This window comes from Limnoraphis robusta CS-951 (assembly GCF_000972705.2).
On sequence record NZ_LATL02000009.1, the window covers coordinates 1 to 20217 of the forward strand.

General features: G+C 42.8%; 14 protein-coding genes. 7 read left to right on the forward strand and 7 right to left on the reverse strand.

The features are described 5' to 3' along the window. Positions 1 to 9: 9 nt before the first annotated feature. Positions 10 to 1230 (forward strand): RNA-guided endonuclease InsQ/TnpB family protein, encoded by a 1221-nt coding sequence (locus WN50_RS00660; RefSeq protein WP_049557395.1) that lies wholly within the window; start codon positions 10 to 12, stop codon positions 1228 to 1230. Positions 1231 to 1776: 546 nt separating this feature from the next. On the opposite strand, the gene WN50_RS00665 is transcribed toward WN50_RS00660, so the two are convergent. Beyond that, positions 1777 to 3123: a TldD/PmbA family protein gene (locus tag WN50_RS00665; protein ID WP_046278248.1), complete on the reverse strand. Its 1347-nt coding sequence runs from the start codon at positions 3121 to 3123 to the stop codon at positions 1777 to 1779. A 255-nt stretch (positions 3124 to 3378) separates the two neighbouring features. Between WN50_RS00665 and uvrC the strand changes: the two genes are divergently transcribed. Both uvrC and WN50_RS00675 read left to right on the forward strand, forming a co-directional pair. Then, entirely contained in the window at positions 3379 to 5295 is a 1917-nt protein-coding gene (gene uvrC / locus WN50_RS00670) for an excinuclease ABC subunit UvrC (RefSeq protein ID WP_046278249.1), read from the forward strand. An 89-nt stretch (positions 5296 to 5384) separates the two neighbouring features. Continuing rightward, the gene (locus WN50_RS00675; protein WP_046278250.1) at positions 5385 to 10181 is read left to right on the forward strand and encodes a PAS domain S-box protein; all 4797 of its coding nucleotides are present in this window, start codon (positions 5385 to 5387) and stop codon (positions 10179 to 10181) included. A gap of 301 nt (positions 10182 to 10482) precedes the next feature. Here WN50_RS00675 and WN50_RS00680 read toward each other — a convergent pair whose 3' ends face one another. Together WN50_RS00680 and WN50_RS00685 are read right to left on the reverse strand one after the other, a co-directional pair. Further along, positions 10483 to 11469, reverse strand: a complete 987-nt coding sequence (locus WN50_RS00680; protein WP_046279953.1) for a nucleoside hydrolase — start codon at positions 11467 to 11469, stop codon at positions 10483 to 10485. 64 nt (positions 11470 to 11533) lie between these two features. After that, positions 11534 to 12082, reverse strand: a complete 549-nt coding sequence (locus tag WN50_RS00685) for a nucleoside 2-deoxyribosyltransferase (protein ID WP_046279952.1) — start codon at positions 12080 to 12082, stop codon at positions 11534 to 11536. 95 nt (positions 12083 to 12177) lie between these two features. On the opposite strand from WN50_RS00685, the gene rbsK reads away from it, so the two are divergent. Together rbsK and WN50_RS00695 are read left to right on the forward strand one after the other, a co-directional pair. After that, positions 12178 to 13095: a ribokinase gene (rbsK, locus tag WN50_RS00690; RefSeq protein ID WP_046279951.1), complete on the forward strand. Its 918-nt coding sequence runs from the start codon at positions 12178 to 12180 to the stop codon at positions 13093 to 13095. A 108-nt stretch (positions 13096 to 13203) separates the two neighbouring features. Continuing rightward, complete coding sequence (locus WN50_RS00695) at positions 13204 to 13743, forward strand: DUF2267 domain-containing protein (protein WP_046279950.1); 540 nt, start codon at positions 13204 to 13206, stop codon at positions 13741 to 13743. A gap of 60 nt (positions 13744 to 13803) precedes the next feature. Here the strand turns inward: WN50_RS00695 and WN50_RS00700 are convergent, their stop codons facing one another. Beyond that, positions 13804 to 15822, reverse strand: coding sequence for a heavy metal translocating P-type ATPase (locus WN50_RS00700; protein WP_046279954.1), 2019 nt, complete (start codon positions 15820 to 15822; stop codon positions 13804 to 13806). Between the two features lie 145 nt (positions 15823 to 15967). On the opposite strand from WN50_RS00700, the gene WN50_RS00705 reads away from it, so the two are divergent. Next, complete coding sequence (locus WN50_RS00705) at positions 15968 to 17494, forward strand: Ig-like domain-containing domain (RefSeq protein ID WP_046279949.1); 1527 nt, start codon at positions 15968 to 15970, stop codon at positions 17492 to 17494. Here WN50_RS00705 and WN50_RS00710 read toward each other — a convergent pair. Then, positions 17491 to 17937, reverse strand: a complete 447-nt coding sequence (locus WN50_RS00710) for a hypothetical protein (RefSeq protein ID WP_046279948.1) — start codon at positions 17935 to 17937, stop codon at positions 17491 to 17493. The genes WN50_RS00705 and WN50_RS00710 overlap by 4 nt on opposite strands. A 255-nt stretch (positions 17938 to 18192) precedes the next feature. On the opposite strand from WN50_RS00710, the gene WN50_RS00715 reads away from it, so the two are divergent. Next, positions 18193 to 18546 (forward strand): hypothetical protein, encoded by a 354-nt coding sequence (locus tag WN50_RS00715; protein ID WP_053221408.1) that lies wholly within the window; start codon positions 18193 to 18195, stop codon positions 18544 to 18546. Between the two features lie 204 nt (positions 18547 to 18750). Here WN50_RS00715 and WN50_RS00720 read toward each other — a convergent pair whose 3' ends face one another. Further along, complete coding sequence (locus tag WN50_RS00720; protein WP_046279966.1) at positions 18751 to 19128, reverse strand: hypothetical protein; 378 nt, start codon at positions 19126 to 19128, stop codon at positions 18751 to 18753. Between the two features lie 111 nt (positions 19129 to 19239). Further along, positions 19240 to 20124 carry an ABC transporter permease gene (locus WN50_RS00725; RefSeq protein WP_046279965.1) on the reverse strand — a complete coding sequence of 295 codons (885 nt, stop codon included), beginning with the start codon at positions 20122 to 20124 and terminating at the stop codon, positions 19240 to 19242. Between the last annotated feature and the right edge of the window lie 93 nt (positions 20125 to 20217).

Here is a 20217-nt window from a genome sequence, read left to right on the forward strand (position 1 = left end):
ATGTGACGCATGACAGAAAAAGCCTATAGCTACCGTTTTTACCCTACTCTTGAACAGGAAAACCTGTTGAGGAGAACATTGGGGTGCGTAAGACTGGTGTACAACTTGGCACTGGCGGCGCGAACTCAAGCGTGGTACGAACAAAAGGAACGAGTGGGCTATTCTCAAACATCTTCAATGCTGACAAACTGGAAAAAAGAGGAAGAATTAGACTTTTTGAATGAGGTCAGTTGTGTTCCCCTTCAGCAAGGTTTAAGGCATCTACAAACTGCATTTACCAACTTCTTTTCGGGTCGAGCAAAATACCCGAACTTCAAGAGAAAACGTAACGGTGGTAGTGCCGAATTTACCAAGTCAGCTTTCAAGTTTAAAGAGGGTCAAGTCTATATTGCCAAATGTAAAGAACCTTTAGCTATCAGATGGAGTCGCCAACTCCCCAAAAGCTGCAAACCATCTACCATTACGGTCAAATTAGATCCGAGTGGTAGATGGTTTGTTTCTTTGAGGATAAATGATCCAATCAACCGCAAACTAAAACCCATCGACAAAAAAGTGGGAATCGATCTGGGAATTACCAGTCTGTTCACCACGTCCGACGGAGTTAAAGTTTCTAATCCCAAACATTTTAACAAGCTATACAAAAAACTCCAACTTGCTCAAAAGTCTTTAAGCCGGAAAATCAAAGGCTCAAAAAACCGAGAGAGAGCAAGAGTTAAAGTAGCTAGAATAAGCGCAAAAATCGCTGATTGCAGGCGTGACCATACCCACAAGTTGACGACTCAACTCCCAAGTGAAAATCACAGAATAGTGGTTGAGGACTTAGCTGTGAAGAACATGGTCAAAAATCATAAGTTAGCCAGAGCAATTAGCGATGCCAATTGGGGAGAGCTTGTTCGACAACTTTCCTATAAAGCTGAGTGGTATGGACGAGAATTAATCAAAATAGATCGTTGGTTTCCCAGTTCAAAGCGATGTTCCAACTGTGGATACATTGTAGAAAGAATGCCGTTGAATATCAGAGAGTGGGATTGTCCTAAGTGTGACTCTCACCACGACCGGGATATCAACGCCAGTATAAATATTTTGGCTGCGGGACTCGCAGTGTCAGCGCCACTTGCTCTACTTGGGGAGACCCCAAGACCGCAGTGGCTTGTCTGTGGAGCGACCATAAGAGCCGAACAGAGTAAATCTGTTAAGCCAGGTGCTAAGAAGCAGAAACCTAAATCGTGAGGTTTAGGAATCCATCGCCTCCGGCGATGGGAGGATGTCAATGCTAACCTTTCACTGCCAAATAAAATGGGCTGCGCTCGCTTTTATCCCCCGATTAAAATGCGCTTGCTCTACGCTTCGCCACCGTAATAACAGGAGATATTAATGGTACTAGGGATCTGACGAGTTATTTTAGCAAAATTCTTCAACTCCCCTTCCCCACCCCTAAACGATAAGCTTCAATCATCTATAAAAGCTTAAATAATCAAAACATTCTATCAAATCGCCCTTTTTACAAAACTTAACTCGACAATAATTCTCAATTAGCAAACGGACTTGCGCTCTTTCAGCCTTTTTGGTATGATAATCTCAAATCATAATACAGGAATGGTCTGACCTATAAGGTATTTTGACTCTTTTAAGCGGCTGAAACCCTTATGTTATCGTACTCCAGCCCCGTTTTTGGTCAAGTTTTTACCCCTTCCCTTTCTCTGTGACGAACAAATTTTCACCACCCTTTTTTACCCCCACTTGACAGAATCTTGAAAATGTGCATTCGCCGAAATCTTAGATGCTATCGGTAATGCTACTAAAATTAAACGCCTTCACCCGTACCCCCGGAACCACAACACTGCCATAACGTTCAACCTGACTCAAGCCATCTACTTCTGCAAAGAGTTCTGGCAAGCGTTGATTAAAGCGTAAATTCTTAATCGGATAGGCAATTTTCCCGTCTTCGATCCAGAACGTACCATCCCGCGTCATTCCCGTTACCTCCAACGTGCGGGGGTTTACATATCGCACATACCAAGCGCGACTAACCAAAATTCCCCGTTCTGTTTGAGCAATCAAATCCGCCAAACTTTGCGGTGATCCTGCCATCACAACCGGATACATCGCCCCATTCGCCTCAACGCCCTGCTGGGCTGCCCAATAGCGACTGTAGGATAACGTTTGGGGAACCCCATCTTTAATCACAGACAAATTATCTTTTTTCAGCCCATCTGCAAAAAACGTCGAACCACCAATTAAAGGATGCGCCGGATCTCGCTGCACATTCACCAACGGACTAAACATCGCTTCCCCGACGCGGTTTCCGGCAGGTTTTCCTTGTTCATCCATCCGCGACATAAACGATCGCCCTTCATCAGCAGCCCGAGCATCCAAATTAAACATCACCCACATCAACAACTCCGCAAAGGCAGCCCCATCAAAAACCACCGGATAAACCCCAGGCTGAACTTCACGGGGATTTCGCGCAGAGTAAGCCCGGTTAATAATCGTTTTGGTGAGGGATTCTATCGGTAAATCTTGAATACTAATCGCACTGCGTTTACTCCAAGCAGAACCCTTGTCTATTTTTGCAGTAAACCCAAAATCAGCACTCGTCAGACGGTTACAAGCCCTCAACCCCAGAGAATTGCCAATGGCAAATAATTCCGCTTCACTGCTGAGAGTTCCCGAACCTTCAACATTCGCATCCTGACTCATTTTGCAAATCGTTTGAACTCGTTCTCCGCGTTGTAGGGGGGAAAAACAAGCCGTTGCTTGATCAAAAGCCGGGATGCGGTTTTCATAGGTTTGCGGTTCTAACAACGGTACCCATTCGGGATCTTCCGGGGCAATGGTTGCGAGTTCCTCTGAGCGTTTAATCGTCGCTTTAATCGCCTCGGGGTCTAATTCAGTTGTAGAGGTTGTAGCACTGCGCTTACCAAAATAGCTGGTAATCGAGAGGGTAAACTTGGTACTGCTGACGTTTTGAGTAATTTGATTTTCCGAATAGCGAGTCAGTGCTTCTTCACTGTTGCTGAGACTGACAAACACATCTTCAGCTTCCGATTGTTGGATCACCGTTTCAATCAGAGACAGAGCTTCATCTTCAGACAACAGATTGGGTGCAGTAGCAACAGTCATAAATAAAAGGAAGTAAAAGAAACCGAATAGCGATCGCGGAAGATGCGACTACTTTTTTTAGGGATGATCTGCCCACAATATAACAGTACCGAGACACATCAGAACCGTTTTTGAAGCATAAACTCACAACAAAAACATACATCTCCCGAAAATCCGCTCTTTGTGCCTTTGTGTCGAGCGTGTTTTTTCTTCAATTGAGAGCATCATAATATAGATTATCAGAAAAGTTGCTGCAAATAACCCCCTTTCTCTACAATGCCTTCAACTCCAACCCTGCCTCTGGTCAAACATCCTGAACGCCTAGAAAGTCGGTTAACAGAAATTCCGCCTGTTCCGGGAGTCTATTTAATGCGCGATCGCTCGGATCAGATCTTATATATCGGGAAGTCGAAAAAATTGCGATCGCGAGTTCGTTCCTATTTTCGGGATTATAACCGCCACAGTCCTCGGATTGCCATGATGCTCCAACAGGTAACAGAAATAGAGTTTATTGTCACCGATACCGAAGCCGAAGCCTTAGCCTTAGAAGCCAATCTGATTAAACAGCATCAGCCTTATTTTAATGTGCTGCTGAAAGATGACAAAAAATATCCCTATCTCTGTATTACCTGGTCAGAAGAATATCCCCGCATTTTAATTACTCGTAAACGCCGTTTAGGAAAAGCCAAAGATCGCTATTATGGTCCCTACGTTGATACCCGACTGTTACGCAGTACCCTGCATTTAGTTCAACAAATTTTTCCCTTGCGTCAACGTCCGAAACCCTTGTTTAAAGATCGTCCTTGTTTGAACTATGATATCGGGCGATGTCCGGGAGTTTGTCAACAGTTAATCTCTCCCGAAGACTATCATCAAATTATCCAAAAAGTTGCCATGATCTTTCAAGGGAGAACCGGAGAACTGATTGACTCTTTAAACCAACAAATGGAAACTGCGGCTGAAACCCTCAATTTTGAAACCGCAGCCAAAATTAGAGATCAAATACAAGGACTAAAATCACTCAATGCCGATCAGAAAGTCTCTCTCCCCGATGACAGAGTATCGAGAGATGCCATTGCCTTAGCGGCTAACGATAAACTTGCCTGTATTCAACTGTTTCAAATTCGGGCAGGTCAACTGGTGGGGCGGTTGGGGTTTCAGGCGGAAGTTATCCAGTTTGATCTGCAAAAAGAATCAGAATTTGGGGCAATTTTACAACGGGTTCTCGAAGACCATTATCAAACCGTTGATCCAGTGGAAATTCCCAGTGAAATTTTGGTTCAATATCCCTTACCGGAAGAATCTATTCTAGCCAACTGGTTGAGTGAATATAAAGGTCGAAAAGTCACCATTGTTAACCCGCAACGCCAAACCAAAGCCGAATTAATAGAACTGGTTGAACGCAATGCAGGCTATGAACTTGAACGAGTGCAAAAATTTAGCGATCGCCATCATCAAGCCTTACAAGATTTAGCCGAAGTTATCGATCTTCCCGATATTCCCCATCGCATCGAAGGCTATGATATTTCCCATATTCAAGGTTCAGATGCAGTGGCTTCTCGGGTGGTATTTATTGACGGTTTACCTGCCAACCAACAATACCGACATTATAAGATTAGAAACCCCGAAGTCAAGTCAGGACGGTCTGATGATTTTGCCAGTTTAGCTGAAGTGATTGGACGACGGTTTCGAGATTATCCGATATTAACGCCTGAAAAAATAGCCGCCGATAAACCAGATTTAATTATGATAGATGGCGGGAAAGGTCAACTGTCAGCAGTGGTGAAAGTGTTATCCGAGTTGAACCTATTAGAAGATTTGCGTGTCATTAGTTTAGCCAAACAACGGGAAGAAATCTTTCTGCCGGGTGAGTCCTTCCCTTTGGAAACCGACGCCGAACAACCGGGAGTTCAACTGTTACGACGTCTGCGAGATGAAGCCCATCGGTTTGCGGTGAGTTTCCATCGAGACAAACGGAGTCAACGGATGAAGCGATCGCGTTTAGATGAAATTCCCGGCTTAGGACAGCATCGCCAAAAACAACTCTTAGCCCATTTTCGGTCTATTGATTATCTTCGCATGGCAACTCCCGAACAAATAACTGAAGTCCCCGGAATTGGGTTAAAATTAGCCCAAGAAATCTATCACTATTTTCATCCGACATCGGATGTCAAAGATGCGACAATAGATTAGGAAAGGGAAGCCACAACCAACTTCCAGGGTGTCTAGGAAATTATGACTAATGCTTAAATAGAATTAAATTCTCTAACCCTCGATGACCCATGCCTGCCAGCAGCTTATCTCAATTTGATTCTAGCCTGGATGCGGCGATTAACCCCAACCCGTTAACGGTTTCTCCGCAAACGCCTCTGTCTGAAGTCTTTAGCTTGATGTGTCGGTCTAGAAAGACTTGTCAGCTTTTTACAGATGATCAGATCGAAGATGTAGAGACCTGTTGTGTTTTGGTGATAGATGATGATCGCCTTGTTGGACTGTTGACTCCTGGGGATATTGTCCAATTAATTGCAGAGGGAATGCTGGATGTTCAGGTTAGCATCTCGGAAGTAATGACTGTTGAACCGATAACCCTAAAGCGATCGCAATTTGAAAATCCGTTTACCCTAATTCACCGATTCAATCAATACCAGATTTGTCATCTTCCGATTCTATCCGATCAAGGGCAGGTTCTAGGATTAGTCACTCTAGAGAGTCTTCGCTGTTGCTTACCGCCTTTAGACTTTCTCAAATTTCGCCGCGTCGAAGAGGTGATGCGTCGAGAGGTGATTTATGTTTCCCCAAGTGCTACTGTTCAACAGGCTACCCAACAACTCGCGAAATCTCCAGAAAATTGTCTTGTGATTGCTGAGAAAATTTATAATTATCAACTTCAGCCTTTGGGTTTCATCACAGCCGGGGATTTAGTTCAGTTTTATGCTTTGGGGTTAGATGATCGCATCCGAGTGGATCAAATTATGAATTTCTGCTTGCCATTGATTCACCCGGATGATAATCTAATAGAAGCGGATCGGCGAATACAGCAACATCGGATATCCCAATTGTTTGTCAGTTCACAATCGGGACAGATTGCGGGAATCATCACCCCAAACTGCATTTTAAAGGGTCTAGATGCGATGGAAATGTACGGAGTGATTCAACTTCTCCAACAACAGGTGAGTCTACTCCTAAGCCAAGACGTTCAACTCCCTAGCCCTCAAAACGGTAAAGTTGCCCCCCCTAAACCCGATCTTAATGCGGCGATTGTAGAAACGGTCAGTAACTTAGTTGTGGTTCTTGATAGCCAAGGACGAATTGTTCGGTTTAATCAAGCCTCGGAAGCGGTAACGGGATATTCGTTTCGAGAAGTGCGAAATCAAATTTTCTGGGAAATCTTTCTCTCGTCTGAGGAACAACAGCAATTCAAAGCCAATTTTCAAACCTTACCGTCTTCTGAGTTTCCCCCTCAGCAGGAACTCACTTGGCTAACAAAAGGGGGTTTACAGGCCCGCACGGTTTCCCATTTTAATAGTACCCTATATAACGATGCAGGTCAAGTGGAATATGTAATTTTGACGGGAGAGGATATTACGCAATATCGTCAGAGGGAAAAGGCTGATGATCAACTGACGGAAGAACTGAAAAACCGAGTGGATGAAGGCGGCGAAAAATCAACCCAATATCTGGCAAAATATCGCGGTAGCGAAAGTCAATCTCAATCGGAAAAAGAGAGATTAAAGTTTTTATTATCAGCCAATCCAGCGATTATTTATAGCTGTGATTATCAGACCTATAAAGCCACATTTGTCAGTAAAAATGTGCGGCTAATTTTAGGGTATGACCCTGAAGAATTTTTAGAGAGTTATGAGTTTTGGTGGGAGCGAGTGCATCCCGACGATCAAGCCTTTATAGCGGTAGAAATGAACAAAATTTCCGAACAGGGTTACTATCGCTACGAATATCGGTTTCGTCATCAAGATGGTAATTATCGTTGGATGCGGGATGAAGTGAAATTAGTTCAGGATGAAAGGGGAAATCCTGTTGAATTAGTGGGATACTGGATCGAAATTAGTGAGTATAAGCAAACCGAAGTAATTCTACAAGAACAAGAAGCCATTCTCAGTAGTTTGTGTAACAGCACAACCTTAATGATGGGAGTTGTGGAAATACTGGATAATAATATACGTCATCTGTGGGATAATCCAGCCACCGCAAAATTATTAGGCTGTGAAGTTCAGCAGTTAAAACATCAAACCTGTCGGGGGTTAGGAATTCCAGAAAACTTAACTGTACTGTGGGTCAAATATTGTCAGGAAACCCAACAGACTCAGAAACCGGCTCACTTTGAATATACTCATCAAACCATCAAGGGAAAAAATTGGTTTTCCGCCACAATTTGTCCTGTTCCGGGAAACTTTTCTCGTCCGCGATGCTGCTATGTTGTTGAAGATATTACCGAACGAAAACGCACCGAAGAAGCCCTGCGTCATAGCACTCAAAACCTATTAGAATCTCAACGCATTGCTCATCTGGGAAATTGGGATTTTGATGTAACAACGGGAAAGATTAGTTGGTCAGAAGAAGTGTTTCGGATTTTCGGGTTAGACCCTTGCGAAGAGGAACCCAACCTAGAAGAATGGCTAGAGATGATTCACTCCGAAGATCGGGAACAGTGCTACAACATTTTACAACGAAGCCTGAACACAGGAGAATATTTTGATATCGAGTATCGCCTGATTCGTCCCGATGGGGAACTGCGTTATCTTCACAGTCAAGGAGAAGTGATCGAAAACCTACACAGCCAAGCGATACGGCTGTTTGGAGTGATAATAGACATTACCGAGCAGAAACTCGCCGATCAAGCGTTGTGCGCCTCAGAAGCCCGTTATCGTGCGCTGGTGGAACAAATGCCTGCTACGGTTTACACGATAACGGTGGGGGAAGCGAGTATGCCGCTTTATATTAGTCCTCACATTGAACAAATGTTAGGATATACGACGGATGAATGGATGAGTAACCCGCAATTGTGGTGTCAATGTCTGCATCCCGATGATCGAGAACAGATGAGTAATCGCTTAAAAAATTTACCATCCCATGATCGCCCGTTTGTTTGTGAGTATCGGCTGTTAACGCGCAATCAGGATGTATTATGGGTACAAGATGCAGCCGTTGTGATTCGAGATGAGGACAATACTGCGATTTTGCTACAAGGGGTAATGCTGGATATTACCGAACGCAAACACACCGAAGTTGCACTGAGACAAAGTGAAGAACGGTTTAGTACCTTAATTCGGAATTTGAGTGTTGGCGTAACGTTACATGGGTCTGAGGGTGAAGTGTTGTTATGTAATCCTAAAGCATGGCAATTAGTGGGGTTATCGGAAGCGGAACTCTTAGGGATAACATCTCTCCCTCCAGAATGGAAAATGATTCACGAAGATGGTTCACCTTTCCCGTATAACACTCATCCGGTTCCGCAAGCAATTGTAACCCGTCAAGCGGTGAAAAATGTGTTGATGGGGATTTATCGTCCGACGGTGAAAGCGGAAGCCGAAACGGAGTTAATCTGGGTTTTGGTGAGTGCTGAACCGCAACTGAGAGAAGATGGAACGGTTCAACAGGTGATTTGTACCTGTAGCGATATTACCATCTTGAAAAAAGTTCAGGAAGATTTACGCACCAGTGAACAACTTTATCGCACCATTGCCCATAATTTTCCCAATGGGACTATCTTTTTGTTTGATCGCAATTTACGCTATCTCGTCGCTGATGGTCAAGGACTCGCCCATTTACAACTGCGTCGAGAAGCGTTAGAAGGTTATACTTTGTCGGAGGTGTTATCACCGGAAACTTGTACTTCGGTTGAACCGTTGTATCAAACGGCGTTAGCGGGAAGTGAACGGGTCGAAGAAATTCAATATCAAGATCAGACTTATCTCGTTCGGGCGGTGCCGATTAGAAATGAAGAGGGTGAGGTGATTTTAGGGATGATTGTTTATCAGAATATCACAGAACACAAACAAGCCGAACTGGCTTTACAACGAGCAAACCAACATCTGGCTGAAATTAACCAACGCTTAGAACAGTCTGTTCAAGAGTTAGAGCAACGCCACCGGGAATCTGCTATTATTAATCAAATGATTGAGTTTTTGCAAGCTTGTCATGGGGTTGAGGAGGCTTACGGGCCGATTTCTGAGTTTCTCAAACAGCTTTTTCCGGGTTGTAGCGGCACGGTATTATTGAGTAATCAAAAAACGAATCAAGTGGAGTCTATCGCGACATTTGGGGAATTAGCGGCTTGTGAACTGAACCTGGCTTTTGATGATTGTTGGGCGCTGCGACGGGGACAAATTCACCTGGCTAGTGACAGTCAACCGGGTTTGTTTTGTACTCATGTTCAGCGTGATCCTTTACCAACGGCTTCTTTGTGTATTCCAACGATTGTTCAAGGACAGGCTTTTGGATTATTTTACCTGCGAACCCAAGAATTTGAGGGGTTGAGTAAAGGTCAACAACAGTTAGCCCAAACGGTGGCGGAACAGATTTCTTTGGGTTTATCTAATTTACAATTGCGGGAGGAGTTGCACAACCAAAGTATTCGTGATCCGTTAACGGGGTTGTTTAACCGTCGCTATTTGAAAGAGGTTTTACAGCGAGAATTTCAGCGATCGCAACGTTCGGGTCAACCGTTAGGAGTTATTATGGTTGATATTGATCATTTTAAGCAATTTAATGATCATTTTGGTCACGAGGCGGGAGATGTGGTTTTGCAGGAAGTCGCCCGGTTCCTTCAGCGTCAAATTAGATTATCGGATGTCGCCTGTCGCTACGGAGGTGAGGAGATGACGTTGATTTTACCGGAGATGTCGTTAGAAACTGTAAAAGCGAGGGCGGAACAGTTGTGTGAAGGAATTCGACAACTTCAGTTATCCTATCAAGGGAAAGATTTAGGACGGATAACGGCTTCCTTTGGGGTGGCTGGTTTTCCCGATCAGGGTTCGACACCGGAAACTGTGATTAAAAAGGCAGACGAAGCGTTATATCAAGCTAAAAATCAAGGTCGAAATCAGGTTATTTGTGCTTAAGAGGCCACTGTTGTAGGGGCGGGTTCAGCGAAAATCTATGTTTTCCTAGAAATAACTTACATAAACCCGCCCCGGCATCGTAGGGCGGGTTCAGCGAAAATCTATGTTTTCCTAGAAATAATACCATGTCCGGTTGATTAATCCTGTTCTGGGTGTGGGGCGGGTTTATCTAAATTATTGCTCGGATACAAACATCTCGGTTGAACCCGCCCCTACCAAATTATAATTAATTAATCCGACAGGATATAACTGACATAAACCCGCCCCGCTTACAATTTTGCTCGATTATTTTAGCCAATATTTAATATTCTACCAGACTTTTCAAATCTTCTACGAAAGCAGCCAATAAATCGGCTGAATTGACCTGTTGGGCGACCCAGGCGTTTGCTCCCATTTTAGCATGGTGGCGGCGATCGCAAATGGTTTTTCCTTTTGTCCATTTCCCGAAGACTTCTACTTCAACTCTACCCCGTCGAAATTGTAGGGTTTCAGGATAAAATAAATAGGCTAAAGTAACCGCATCGTGAACTAAAAACCCCGATATTCCTTGGGTTTCTCGGTAGGAAAGGGAGGTTTGAGTCATGGCTTTGGCTAAGGCGAGGATAAACTGAGAAATCGGACTTTCGGGGTTGACTTCAGCAATATTCTCCGCCATTTCGGGAAGAAAAATCAGCGATCGCGTCACATCTAAGGGTAAAATAACTAAATTATTACTGCTATTAAAAACGATTTCTGCGGCTTCAAGACTGTAAGCGATATTAAATTCGGCTTCTGGGGTAACATTTCCTGCAACGTTAAAAGCACCGCCCATAATGATAATTTCTTTGGCTTGTTTTAAAATGCCGGGAAATTTGGTTTCGGCGGAGGCTAAATTGGTTAAAGGGGCGAGGGCGACTATTGTAATTTCTCCGGGAAATGCGGTTAATTTTTCGATGATTATTTCATCGGAATATCTGGCTTTTTCATAGGATTTTTGGGGAGAAGGTAAGGTTTTGGCTAAATTTCCTAAGCCATCATTGCCGTGAATATGGGCTGCATCGGCAATTTCTTTTTGGGTTTTAATCATGCCTCGTCCGACTTCTATCTGAGGAAAATCGGTCAGTTGGAGGAGTTTACAAGCATTGGTAAAGGTGAGTTTTGCATTCACATTTCCCTCAACTGAAGTGACGGCCAAAAGTTCGGCGAATCCTTGTTTTACTAAACTGATTAACCACAATAATGCAAAGGCATCATCACCGCCGGGGTCAGTATCGAGAATAATTTTAGGGGGAGATATTTGTGGATTCATGTTGGTTGAAATTTATCTATGTTTTCGGGTATAAAAACCCGGTTTCTCAAAGAAACCGGGTTTTTTATGATGAACTCAAGAGTTTTTGAGCGGCAACTTGAACAACTTTTTTAAACACTCGTAATTCTGTATAATATTGTTGGGGTTCAACGGCTTCATAGACAACAACACCGCCACTGTTAATAATAGCCGCTTCTAACATGAGATTATCGATCATCTCAAATTGTTCAATCAACAGTCCATCTTGATCTAAGGTTTCTGAGGTTTTATTCAAAACTCGTTCAGGGTAAAGACGACTATCATTAGTATACCCAAAAATAGGCTTTCCTAATGCGGTCATGTATCCCATTTCAAAAGCGGTTCCTGCATCTAAACTGGGACTGCGAAACGGAGTCATATTGGCAATGATTAAATCACAGCTATTCATTAAGTTAATATTACAATCATAAATCTTGATTGCAGCTTCACGAGGGGTTAAGTTGGTTAAATCTAAACTAGCATCAAAGGGAAATACCCCCTCAAAGCCATAGTTTTGACAAATCTGTTTTTTTGCCTCTGCCATTTTTAAGGGTTCAGGTAAAAAGACATCGGGGCCAGCTAAATAAACTCGCACAACTAAGTTCCTTAGAAAGTTAGATGTTTTTAGGTTAAGTTTATGATACCATCTTCACCAACATTGTGATAAACCAAAGTTAAATAAAATAGCTTATGAGTTTAATTGTGTTTGGCAGTATTAACATGGACTTAGTGGTTAAAACCCCTCGTTTACCGAGTCCAGGAGAAACATTACAAGGGGAACATTTTTTTACTGCCCCCGGTGGAAAAGGTGCAAACCAAGCGGTAGCAGCAGCGCGTTTAGGGGCGTTAACTTATTTGGTGGGGCGAGTGGGAAAAGATAGTTTGGGAGAGGAACTTTTAGCCCATCTCAACGAAACGGGAGTCCAAACGGAAGGGGTTCAAATTGATGCCGAAACGAGTTCAGGTGTGGCAATGATTGCCGTTGATCAAAAGAGCGAAAATACGATTATTATTATCCCTGGGGCGAATGGTAAAGTTGCAGGTTCAGATGTTGAAAGATTAACCCATTTATTGCCTCATGCTAGGGCGTTACTGTTGCAGTTAGAGGTGCCGTTACCTGGGATTAAATTAGCGGCTAAAGCGGCCAAAGAAGCGGGTGTAAAAGTGATTTTAGATCCGGCTCCGGCTCCGAAAAGTTTACCGGATGAACTTTACCCCTTGATTGATATTATAACACCGAACGAAACAGAAGCCAAGCGATTAACGGGATTAGATTTAGCCGAAGAAGAAAACTGTATCAAAGCGGCGGAAAAATTGCTGGAACGAGGTGTTAAAACGGTTGTCTTAAAATTAGGTTCAAGAGGGGTTTTTTGTATGAACGTTGCCGAACATTTTAGAGTGGAAGCTTTCCCGGTTCAAGCGATTGATACCGTTGCGGCGGGAGATGCGTTTAATGGGGCGATGGCGGCTGCTTTTGAACAGGGTTTATCGTTAAGAGAAGCGGTAATTTGGGGAACGGCGGCGGGGGCGTTAGCAACAACCAAATCAGGGGCGCAACCCTCACTTCCAGACCGAGAAACCTTTGATGCTTTTTTAAATTCTCACTAAATCTCTATCTTTTGATAGTCAACATATCTAACTTAAGGATGAAGATGAATTGAGAAAGTTTTTACTAAGCTAAGGCAATGAAAATGAGAATAAAAAAAGGAAATAATAATGCCAGACGACGTTTTTAATCGAAATTTGCCCGAGGTTGATCCGACGGAAGTTGAAGATAGAAGAACTGTTATCGCGGATGAAAATCGCTCTTTTCTGGAAAAAGTGATGAAAAAAAGCGGTTTTGCCGATCTTTATGATGCCCGAGATTTTACGGAAGTTGTCTTCCGAGTGATGCGAGATTTGATGACAACAGAAGCAGCAGATCGGGTTGCAGATGAACTGCATACCGAAGCGTTACCAACGAAAGAAAAAGCACTCCAGATGGAAGTTACTGAACTTTGGAAAGATACCAACCCGATTGTAGGCTTTTTAAGTCGGGTTCGTCCACCCTGGCAGGGGCCAGGAATCTTTAAAATTGACGCGGATCGCTTCTTATTCCGAGTCGCAAATGAAGGTGGACTTCCGAGAACCGTTGATCGGGAACAAGCGGTAACAGCCGTATTTTCAGCGACAAAAGATGAACTTTCAGAAGAACGAATTCAAGAAGTTTCTAGTTGGCTTCCCGGAAAAGTGAAAGAACTTTGGGAACAAGCATAGACAGTTTACAGTTTACAGTTTACTGGTCACTGATAACTGTAAACTGTAATGAACCCGCCCTTAAGATTTTAATAACCTTAAACCGCTTAAGGTGACTAAAACGGTTGAACCTTCATGTCCGATCACGCCTAACGGCAGATTAATTTGACCTGCAAAATTAGCGACTAAAAGTAAACCAATAAATGATAAAGCAAACACAATATTTTGGCGTACAATTCGATTAGAACGACGACCTAAATTAACGGCTTCGGGTAATTTGTCTAAACGATCCGCCATTAACACAATATCTGCCGTTTCTAAGGCTACATCCGTTCCGCCTCCTCCCATTGCAATACCGACTGTTGCGAGGGCTAAAGCAGGCGCGTCGTTAATTCCATCTCCAATCATGGCAACGGTGTTATATTGTTGTTTTAATTGTCGAATAACGGTTAGTTTATCTTCAGGCAATAAGTTAGCATAAATTTGGGTAATTCCCAAAGATTGAGCGACAGTATCGGCGGTGCGTTGGTTGTCGCCTGTTAACATAACAATCTGTTTAATTCCCATTTGATTTAACCGTTCAATCACGCTTTTGGCTTCAGTTCTAACGGTATCTGAAACTGCTATTAATCCTAATATTTCCTGAGATTTTGCCACCCAAATCACCGTTTTTCCTTGATTTTCTAAGCGATAGGTTTCCGCTTCTAGGTTTTTATGATGTTGAGAAAGTTCGCCGATCACAAAACTCGCTTTTCCGACAATCACGGATTGATTTTCAACGGTTCCCAGAATTCCTAAACCTGCTTTAGCTTGTACATTTTTGGCGGTTAAAAGTTGTAGATTTTGGGCAGAATTTTCACCCGTTATGGCTTCTCCGATGGGATGTTCAGAAACGGCTTCTAAAGCGGCGGCGAGTTGTAAGACTGTTTCGGGAGAATTGCCTTCTGTTGGAATGATTTCAACCACTTGTAATTTTCCCGTTGTTAAGGTTCCAGTTTTATCAAAAGCAATCGCTTTTATTGTGCCAATTTTTTCTAATTGCGCCCCATTTTTAAACAAAATCCCCTGACGCGCCCCATTGGCAATTCCTGAGAGTAAAGCAGGCATAATTGCCGCCATTAATGCACAGGGAGAAGCGACTACTAAAAAAATTAAAGCCCGATAAATGGTGATTTCCCAATTCCAACCGAATAAAAGAGGCGGAAGAATTGCCAGTAAAATTCCTCCTATCACAATAACTTTAGCATAATTTCGTTCAAATTTTTCGATAAATTGTTGAGAGGGCGGGGCTTCGGTTTGGGCTTGTTCAACTAAACGAATGACTCGTTGAATTAAACTACTTTCAGGGGATTTATGCACTCGTAAACGTAACGCCCCATGACCATTTAACGTTCCGGCAAACACTTCATCCCCGATGGTTTTTTCAAGGGGAATAGATTCTCCGGTAATCGAAGCTTGATTAAGATGACTCTGACCTTCTATAATTAAAGCATCTGTGGGAATAAGTTCACCGGGTTTGACAATCACAATATCATTGATTTGGAGTTGATGAATCGGAACTTCAACTTCTTCAAAATTTTCAGAGGAGTCGTTTAAAAACCCAGTTTCTTGGGGGTAATTCGGGGTAGAAATAGGGAAGTGACTGTCAGAAACCGGGTTTTGGTGAATCTTACGAAGGGTTCTGGCTGTATCCGGTGCAACTGTCATTAAACGGCGAATATTGCGTTCAGTGCGTTGCATGGCGAAACTTTCTAACGCCCCACTAATCGCAAAAATTAGGATTAAAATTGCCCCATCAATTATTAAAGTATAATCTCGTTGCCATAACCCTAAACTTGCCGCTCCCAAAGCTGCCACCATCATCAACAAATCAACATCAAGCTGATGTTCTTCAAACAGAGTGGTTAATCCTTCTTTGGTGCTTTCATAGCCCCCAATCACATAAGCAGCCGGAAGCAAGAATAAGGCAATCCCCACCCAACCTAAGTTTAAAAATAACCAACCTAAAAACACTAAAATAGCACAACTAGCAGCAGCGAAAGCTTCGGGATATTTGTGGATAAGTTGACGAAAATTTGGAGTAGAAAGAAAACGGGTCATGGCTTGTGTAGAGTCTAATAATTTTATAAGTTTAAGACGATTCCGCTCAAAACAATCTGAAATCATACTAAAACCTCACCCCACAACTTGGGCAAAAACATGATAATCTGTGAGGGAAAGACATCTGCGCTGAGTGATCAATTCCATGACGCAATTCCAGGCTAAACCTCACAATTGGCTAAAAAACAGCGAACCTGTGGATCGAGTGGCGATCGCATTAATGATCGTGTTAACGGTGCTGATTGGAATGATGTTACTCAGTGGCGATCGCAGTACACCGAAAGTCCGAGAATTTAGCTGGAATAACAAACATATTAGCGCCCTGGATACCGGATTTATTTTAACGTTCAATCGTCCGATGAATCGCGAAAGTGTAGAGCGAAATCTGCGAATTGATCCGCCCCTTCCCGGTAAAATCAGTTGGGCAGGCCGACGGATGGCTTATACTTTAGTTGAACCAGCCCCCTACGGAACGCCCTATAGCGTGCAGTTAAAGGATGCCAGCGATCAGTTGTACGCAGGTAACACCGGACAGGTGATTGAACCGTTTACAGGCTATTTTCGCACTCGTGATCGGGCTTTTGCTTATATTGGAGTCACAGGAGACCAACAAGGGCGATTAATATTAGTTAATCTCTCCCAAGAAAGCCCCCAACCCATTGCACTCACGCCTGATGATTTAGTGGTTTTGGAGTTTGAACCCTATCCCGATAGCGATCAAATTCTGTTTTCAGCGATTTCCCGCAAAGATCAAGCCCAAGGAAAATTTGAGTCACAACTCTACACGGTGACGACTGGAGTTAATCCGAATTCTCCCCAACAACAGCAACCCAAACGCAGCCAACCCCAAGGAGTGGTTAAGTTACTGCTAGATAGTCAAAACTATCGCAATCTCAAATTTGACCTATCTCCCAATGGCCAAAGGATTGTCGTTCAGAGAGTGAGTAAAAAAAATCCCGCCGATTCGGGTCCTTGGATTATTGAGTCGGGTGATTCGCCCGAACCCCTGAAAACCGAGGGCGGCGACTTTTTGATTGGCCCGGATAGTCAATCGTTGCTGATTGCTCAAGGGCCAGATTTAACGACTATTTTACCTCTAGAACCCGGATCTGAACCCTTAGAATTTTTACCCCGATATGGTCAAGTTCTCGGCTTTGCCAACGATGGTTCAGCCGCCGTGATGGTAAGATTTAACCAGGATGGGACGCGATCGCTATTTTTGGTGAATAATCAAGGGGAAGAACGAGAACTCTATCGCACGCCTCCTTTTGGTAATATTTTGAATGCTCAGTTTGATCCGAGTAACACGTTGTTATTTTGTTTGTTAACGGAATTGTTAGATGAGCAGCAAGAATATAAAGAACAGCCCTATATTGCGGTGATTGATCTAGAAAGCAGTGAGTTGGCGCCGTTGGTGATTTTACCGAATCAACAAGAGATTAATATGAGTTTGTCACCGGATGGTTTGGCTTTGCTGTTTGATCAAACGGTGATTAAAAGTCAGCAAAATTCACAGGAATCTGAAAATTCAGCCCGGAGTTCAGGGGGTGATGCGATTATTACCAGTCGCTTGTGGATACTTCCCCTAGAAATATTATCCGATCCGACTCAATCGGAAATCAAGCCGGAAGAATTGCCATTTTTTGGGTTTAATCCCCGTTGGTTGCCTTAATTTTTGTTGGATTGAATATTTTTCAGAAAATTTTGTTCATTTGGATCGAGGGAATCAGGATTGTCAGCAGATTTTGCTCGTTCAGACTGCTCTTTTAATCGGTTGCTGGCGTGATCTCTGGCTTTTTCAATCACTTGTTTTCTGGGTTCAGTTTTGCCAATAAAATCTTTGGTTTTATCTAAACCTTGATAGATTTTATCAGCAGCCTCTTCGGAACGATTGGCTGCGCTGTCTAAATCTAAGTTTTTATTACTTTGAGACTGATTATTAACGCCATAAACTTGATAATAATCGGCTTCGGGTGTCAGAGAAGCGGCAAAAGCAGTTGTTATTGAACTGAAACCATTCAAACTTGAAAATAAAACTCCTACCACGATCAACAAGCCGAACACTTTTATTAAACGCATTCCGAACAGTTTAACATGAGAAAGTAAAGATTTCATTTGTTCTCCTGAGTTTATTGATAATTTAATTTTTACCTATTTTAACCTTAGAAGATTCTCAAAAAATTGACATCTATCCTAAGGAAGTGATTGCCTTTATAGATTGGTGATGTATGAATAAAACTTAAAAAAATCAAACAAAGCGGTTTTACAAATGTTCAACAATACAGGTTAAGATATCATTCGGGTTCAAGTCTATTTACTTTTTTCTAGGGTTATGCTATCTTGTCTTCTAATTTAAACTCTCGATCAATTATGTTAACCCAATTCACCGTTTTTCTTTCTTTAGCAACAGTGGCAGTTTCTCCCCTTTCAGTTGAGGCGATTCCGCCAGAAAACTTAAGGGCTGAAAACCCCGTTTTAGAAGTGGGAACCGTACAGAACTTAAATACAGGCGATATCATGTGCTACGCCACTTTAATAGACGAAAACGATGTTGAATATAATATCGGTGCTAGCTTTGAAATTTGTCAAGAATCAGAGAATTACCTCAACCAAAAGGTAAGGTTAACTTATGAAGAAGTGAATGTTAATGATTGTCAGAGTAATGACCCCTGTGGCAAAACGCGCCAAGAACAGATTATTACAGAAATGGAAATCCTAGAATAAACTATAGCCGTTCTCATATTGGTGAGGTACAGGATTTACGAAGCAGGGCAAGAGGCAAAAGGCAACCATGCAAGATCGCAAATTTGTACCTCATTACTCTGAGAAACGCCATAGCAATAAATAAGGCATAGTTTAAGATTTAAGGTTTAAACACCTCAATCCAAACTATCCCTTAACGAAAATGTGCATTTAATTTGATTGAATTTAATTAGAGGGATTCAGTGTTTCGACAGTAGAAGAATCCTCTTCTGCAACTTGAGGATTTCGTTGTTCAAACACTTGGCGTTGTTTGGCGCGAAATTCGGCGGCGGCATCCTGAATATTATTTTTTTGCTGATCATAAACAGAATTCACATCAAGATCCAAAGTTCCCATTTGCGCCCGATGAATCAGATTGTACATGGTACTTTGATCAATACCCAGAGTCGTACCGCTATCATTGTTCTGACTGTTAAAATCCTGAAGTGGACTCAAATTGCTTTGTTGAGCAACAGTAGCCTGTGACAATAGCGTTAAACTGACTCCAACTGCGGATAGCATAGACAAAGCCATCCCCACACCAGATTTGACTTTGAGTTTCATTGCGTTCACACCTAAATTGCTATTTCTAACGATAGACTAATTGACCTTATTTTAACCCTCCCTTGAGAGAGAGGGTGACAAACTCAATCGAATTTTACTGAGAAGCTTGACTTAGGCAAAGCGACGGCGGAGAAGTGGTTGAATCACCAATAACGCCGCGATCGCAAATCCCAATAAAACGAGGATGGCATTACCCAAAGAAATATTCGCAAACGGGGCTTGCATTACGATACTACCGAAAGACCAATCTTCATGTAAATAAAGATAACGAATCGGTTCAATGGCGTAACTGAGGGGGTTCAAGGAAGCAACCACCTGTAACCAACCGGGCATAAATGAAAGCGGTGCTAAAGCGGTACTGGCAAATAATAGCGGTAAATTCGTGACAAAAATCACGGCAATTAATTCAATGTGTCCCGGTAACGCAAACGCCAAACCCAAACTTAAACCCGTTACCCCCAAAACCAACAAAAACACCATCAAAGCAATCAAACCCAATTCAGGAATTCCCGGAAGTCCCGCCCCCAGAAAAGCGCCCGCCGCCATGATAGCGGAGGTTTGGACAAAACTCATGGTGATCATAAAAATTGCAGAGGCGATAACAATCGAAAAACGGGTGGTTAACGGCGCGACTAATAAACGGTTCAAAAAGCCAAATTCCCGGTCAAACATCACAGGTAATCCCGCATTTAACGCTCCTGCAAAAGCGGTAAAAACAATGATACCCGCACCGAGAAATTGAGCATAATTTTGGCTTTCTCCAAACAAACCTTTGGGTGCATTTTGAAACAGCGCCCCAAACAAAATTAACCACATTAACGGCTGAATGACACCCGCAATCAAGGTAGACGGACGACGCTGAAGCTGAATAAACAACCGACGAGTTAAAGCTAGGGTTTCTTGGAGAAATTCGCCTACGGGATTGGGTTGAATGGTTTCCCGTTGACTCGGAGATAAACTCAGATTCGATGAAGTTGGTGTTGTGCTACTACTCATATTGACGATATTTTGTGACAACGTTTTAACAATTTCAGCAAGACGTTTAATCGATTAATTCTCTCTAAAAACCAATGCCTTCAATGTTAGGTG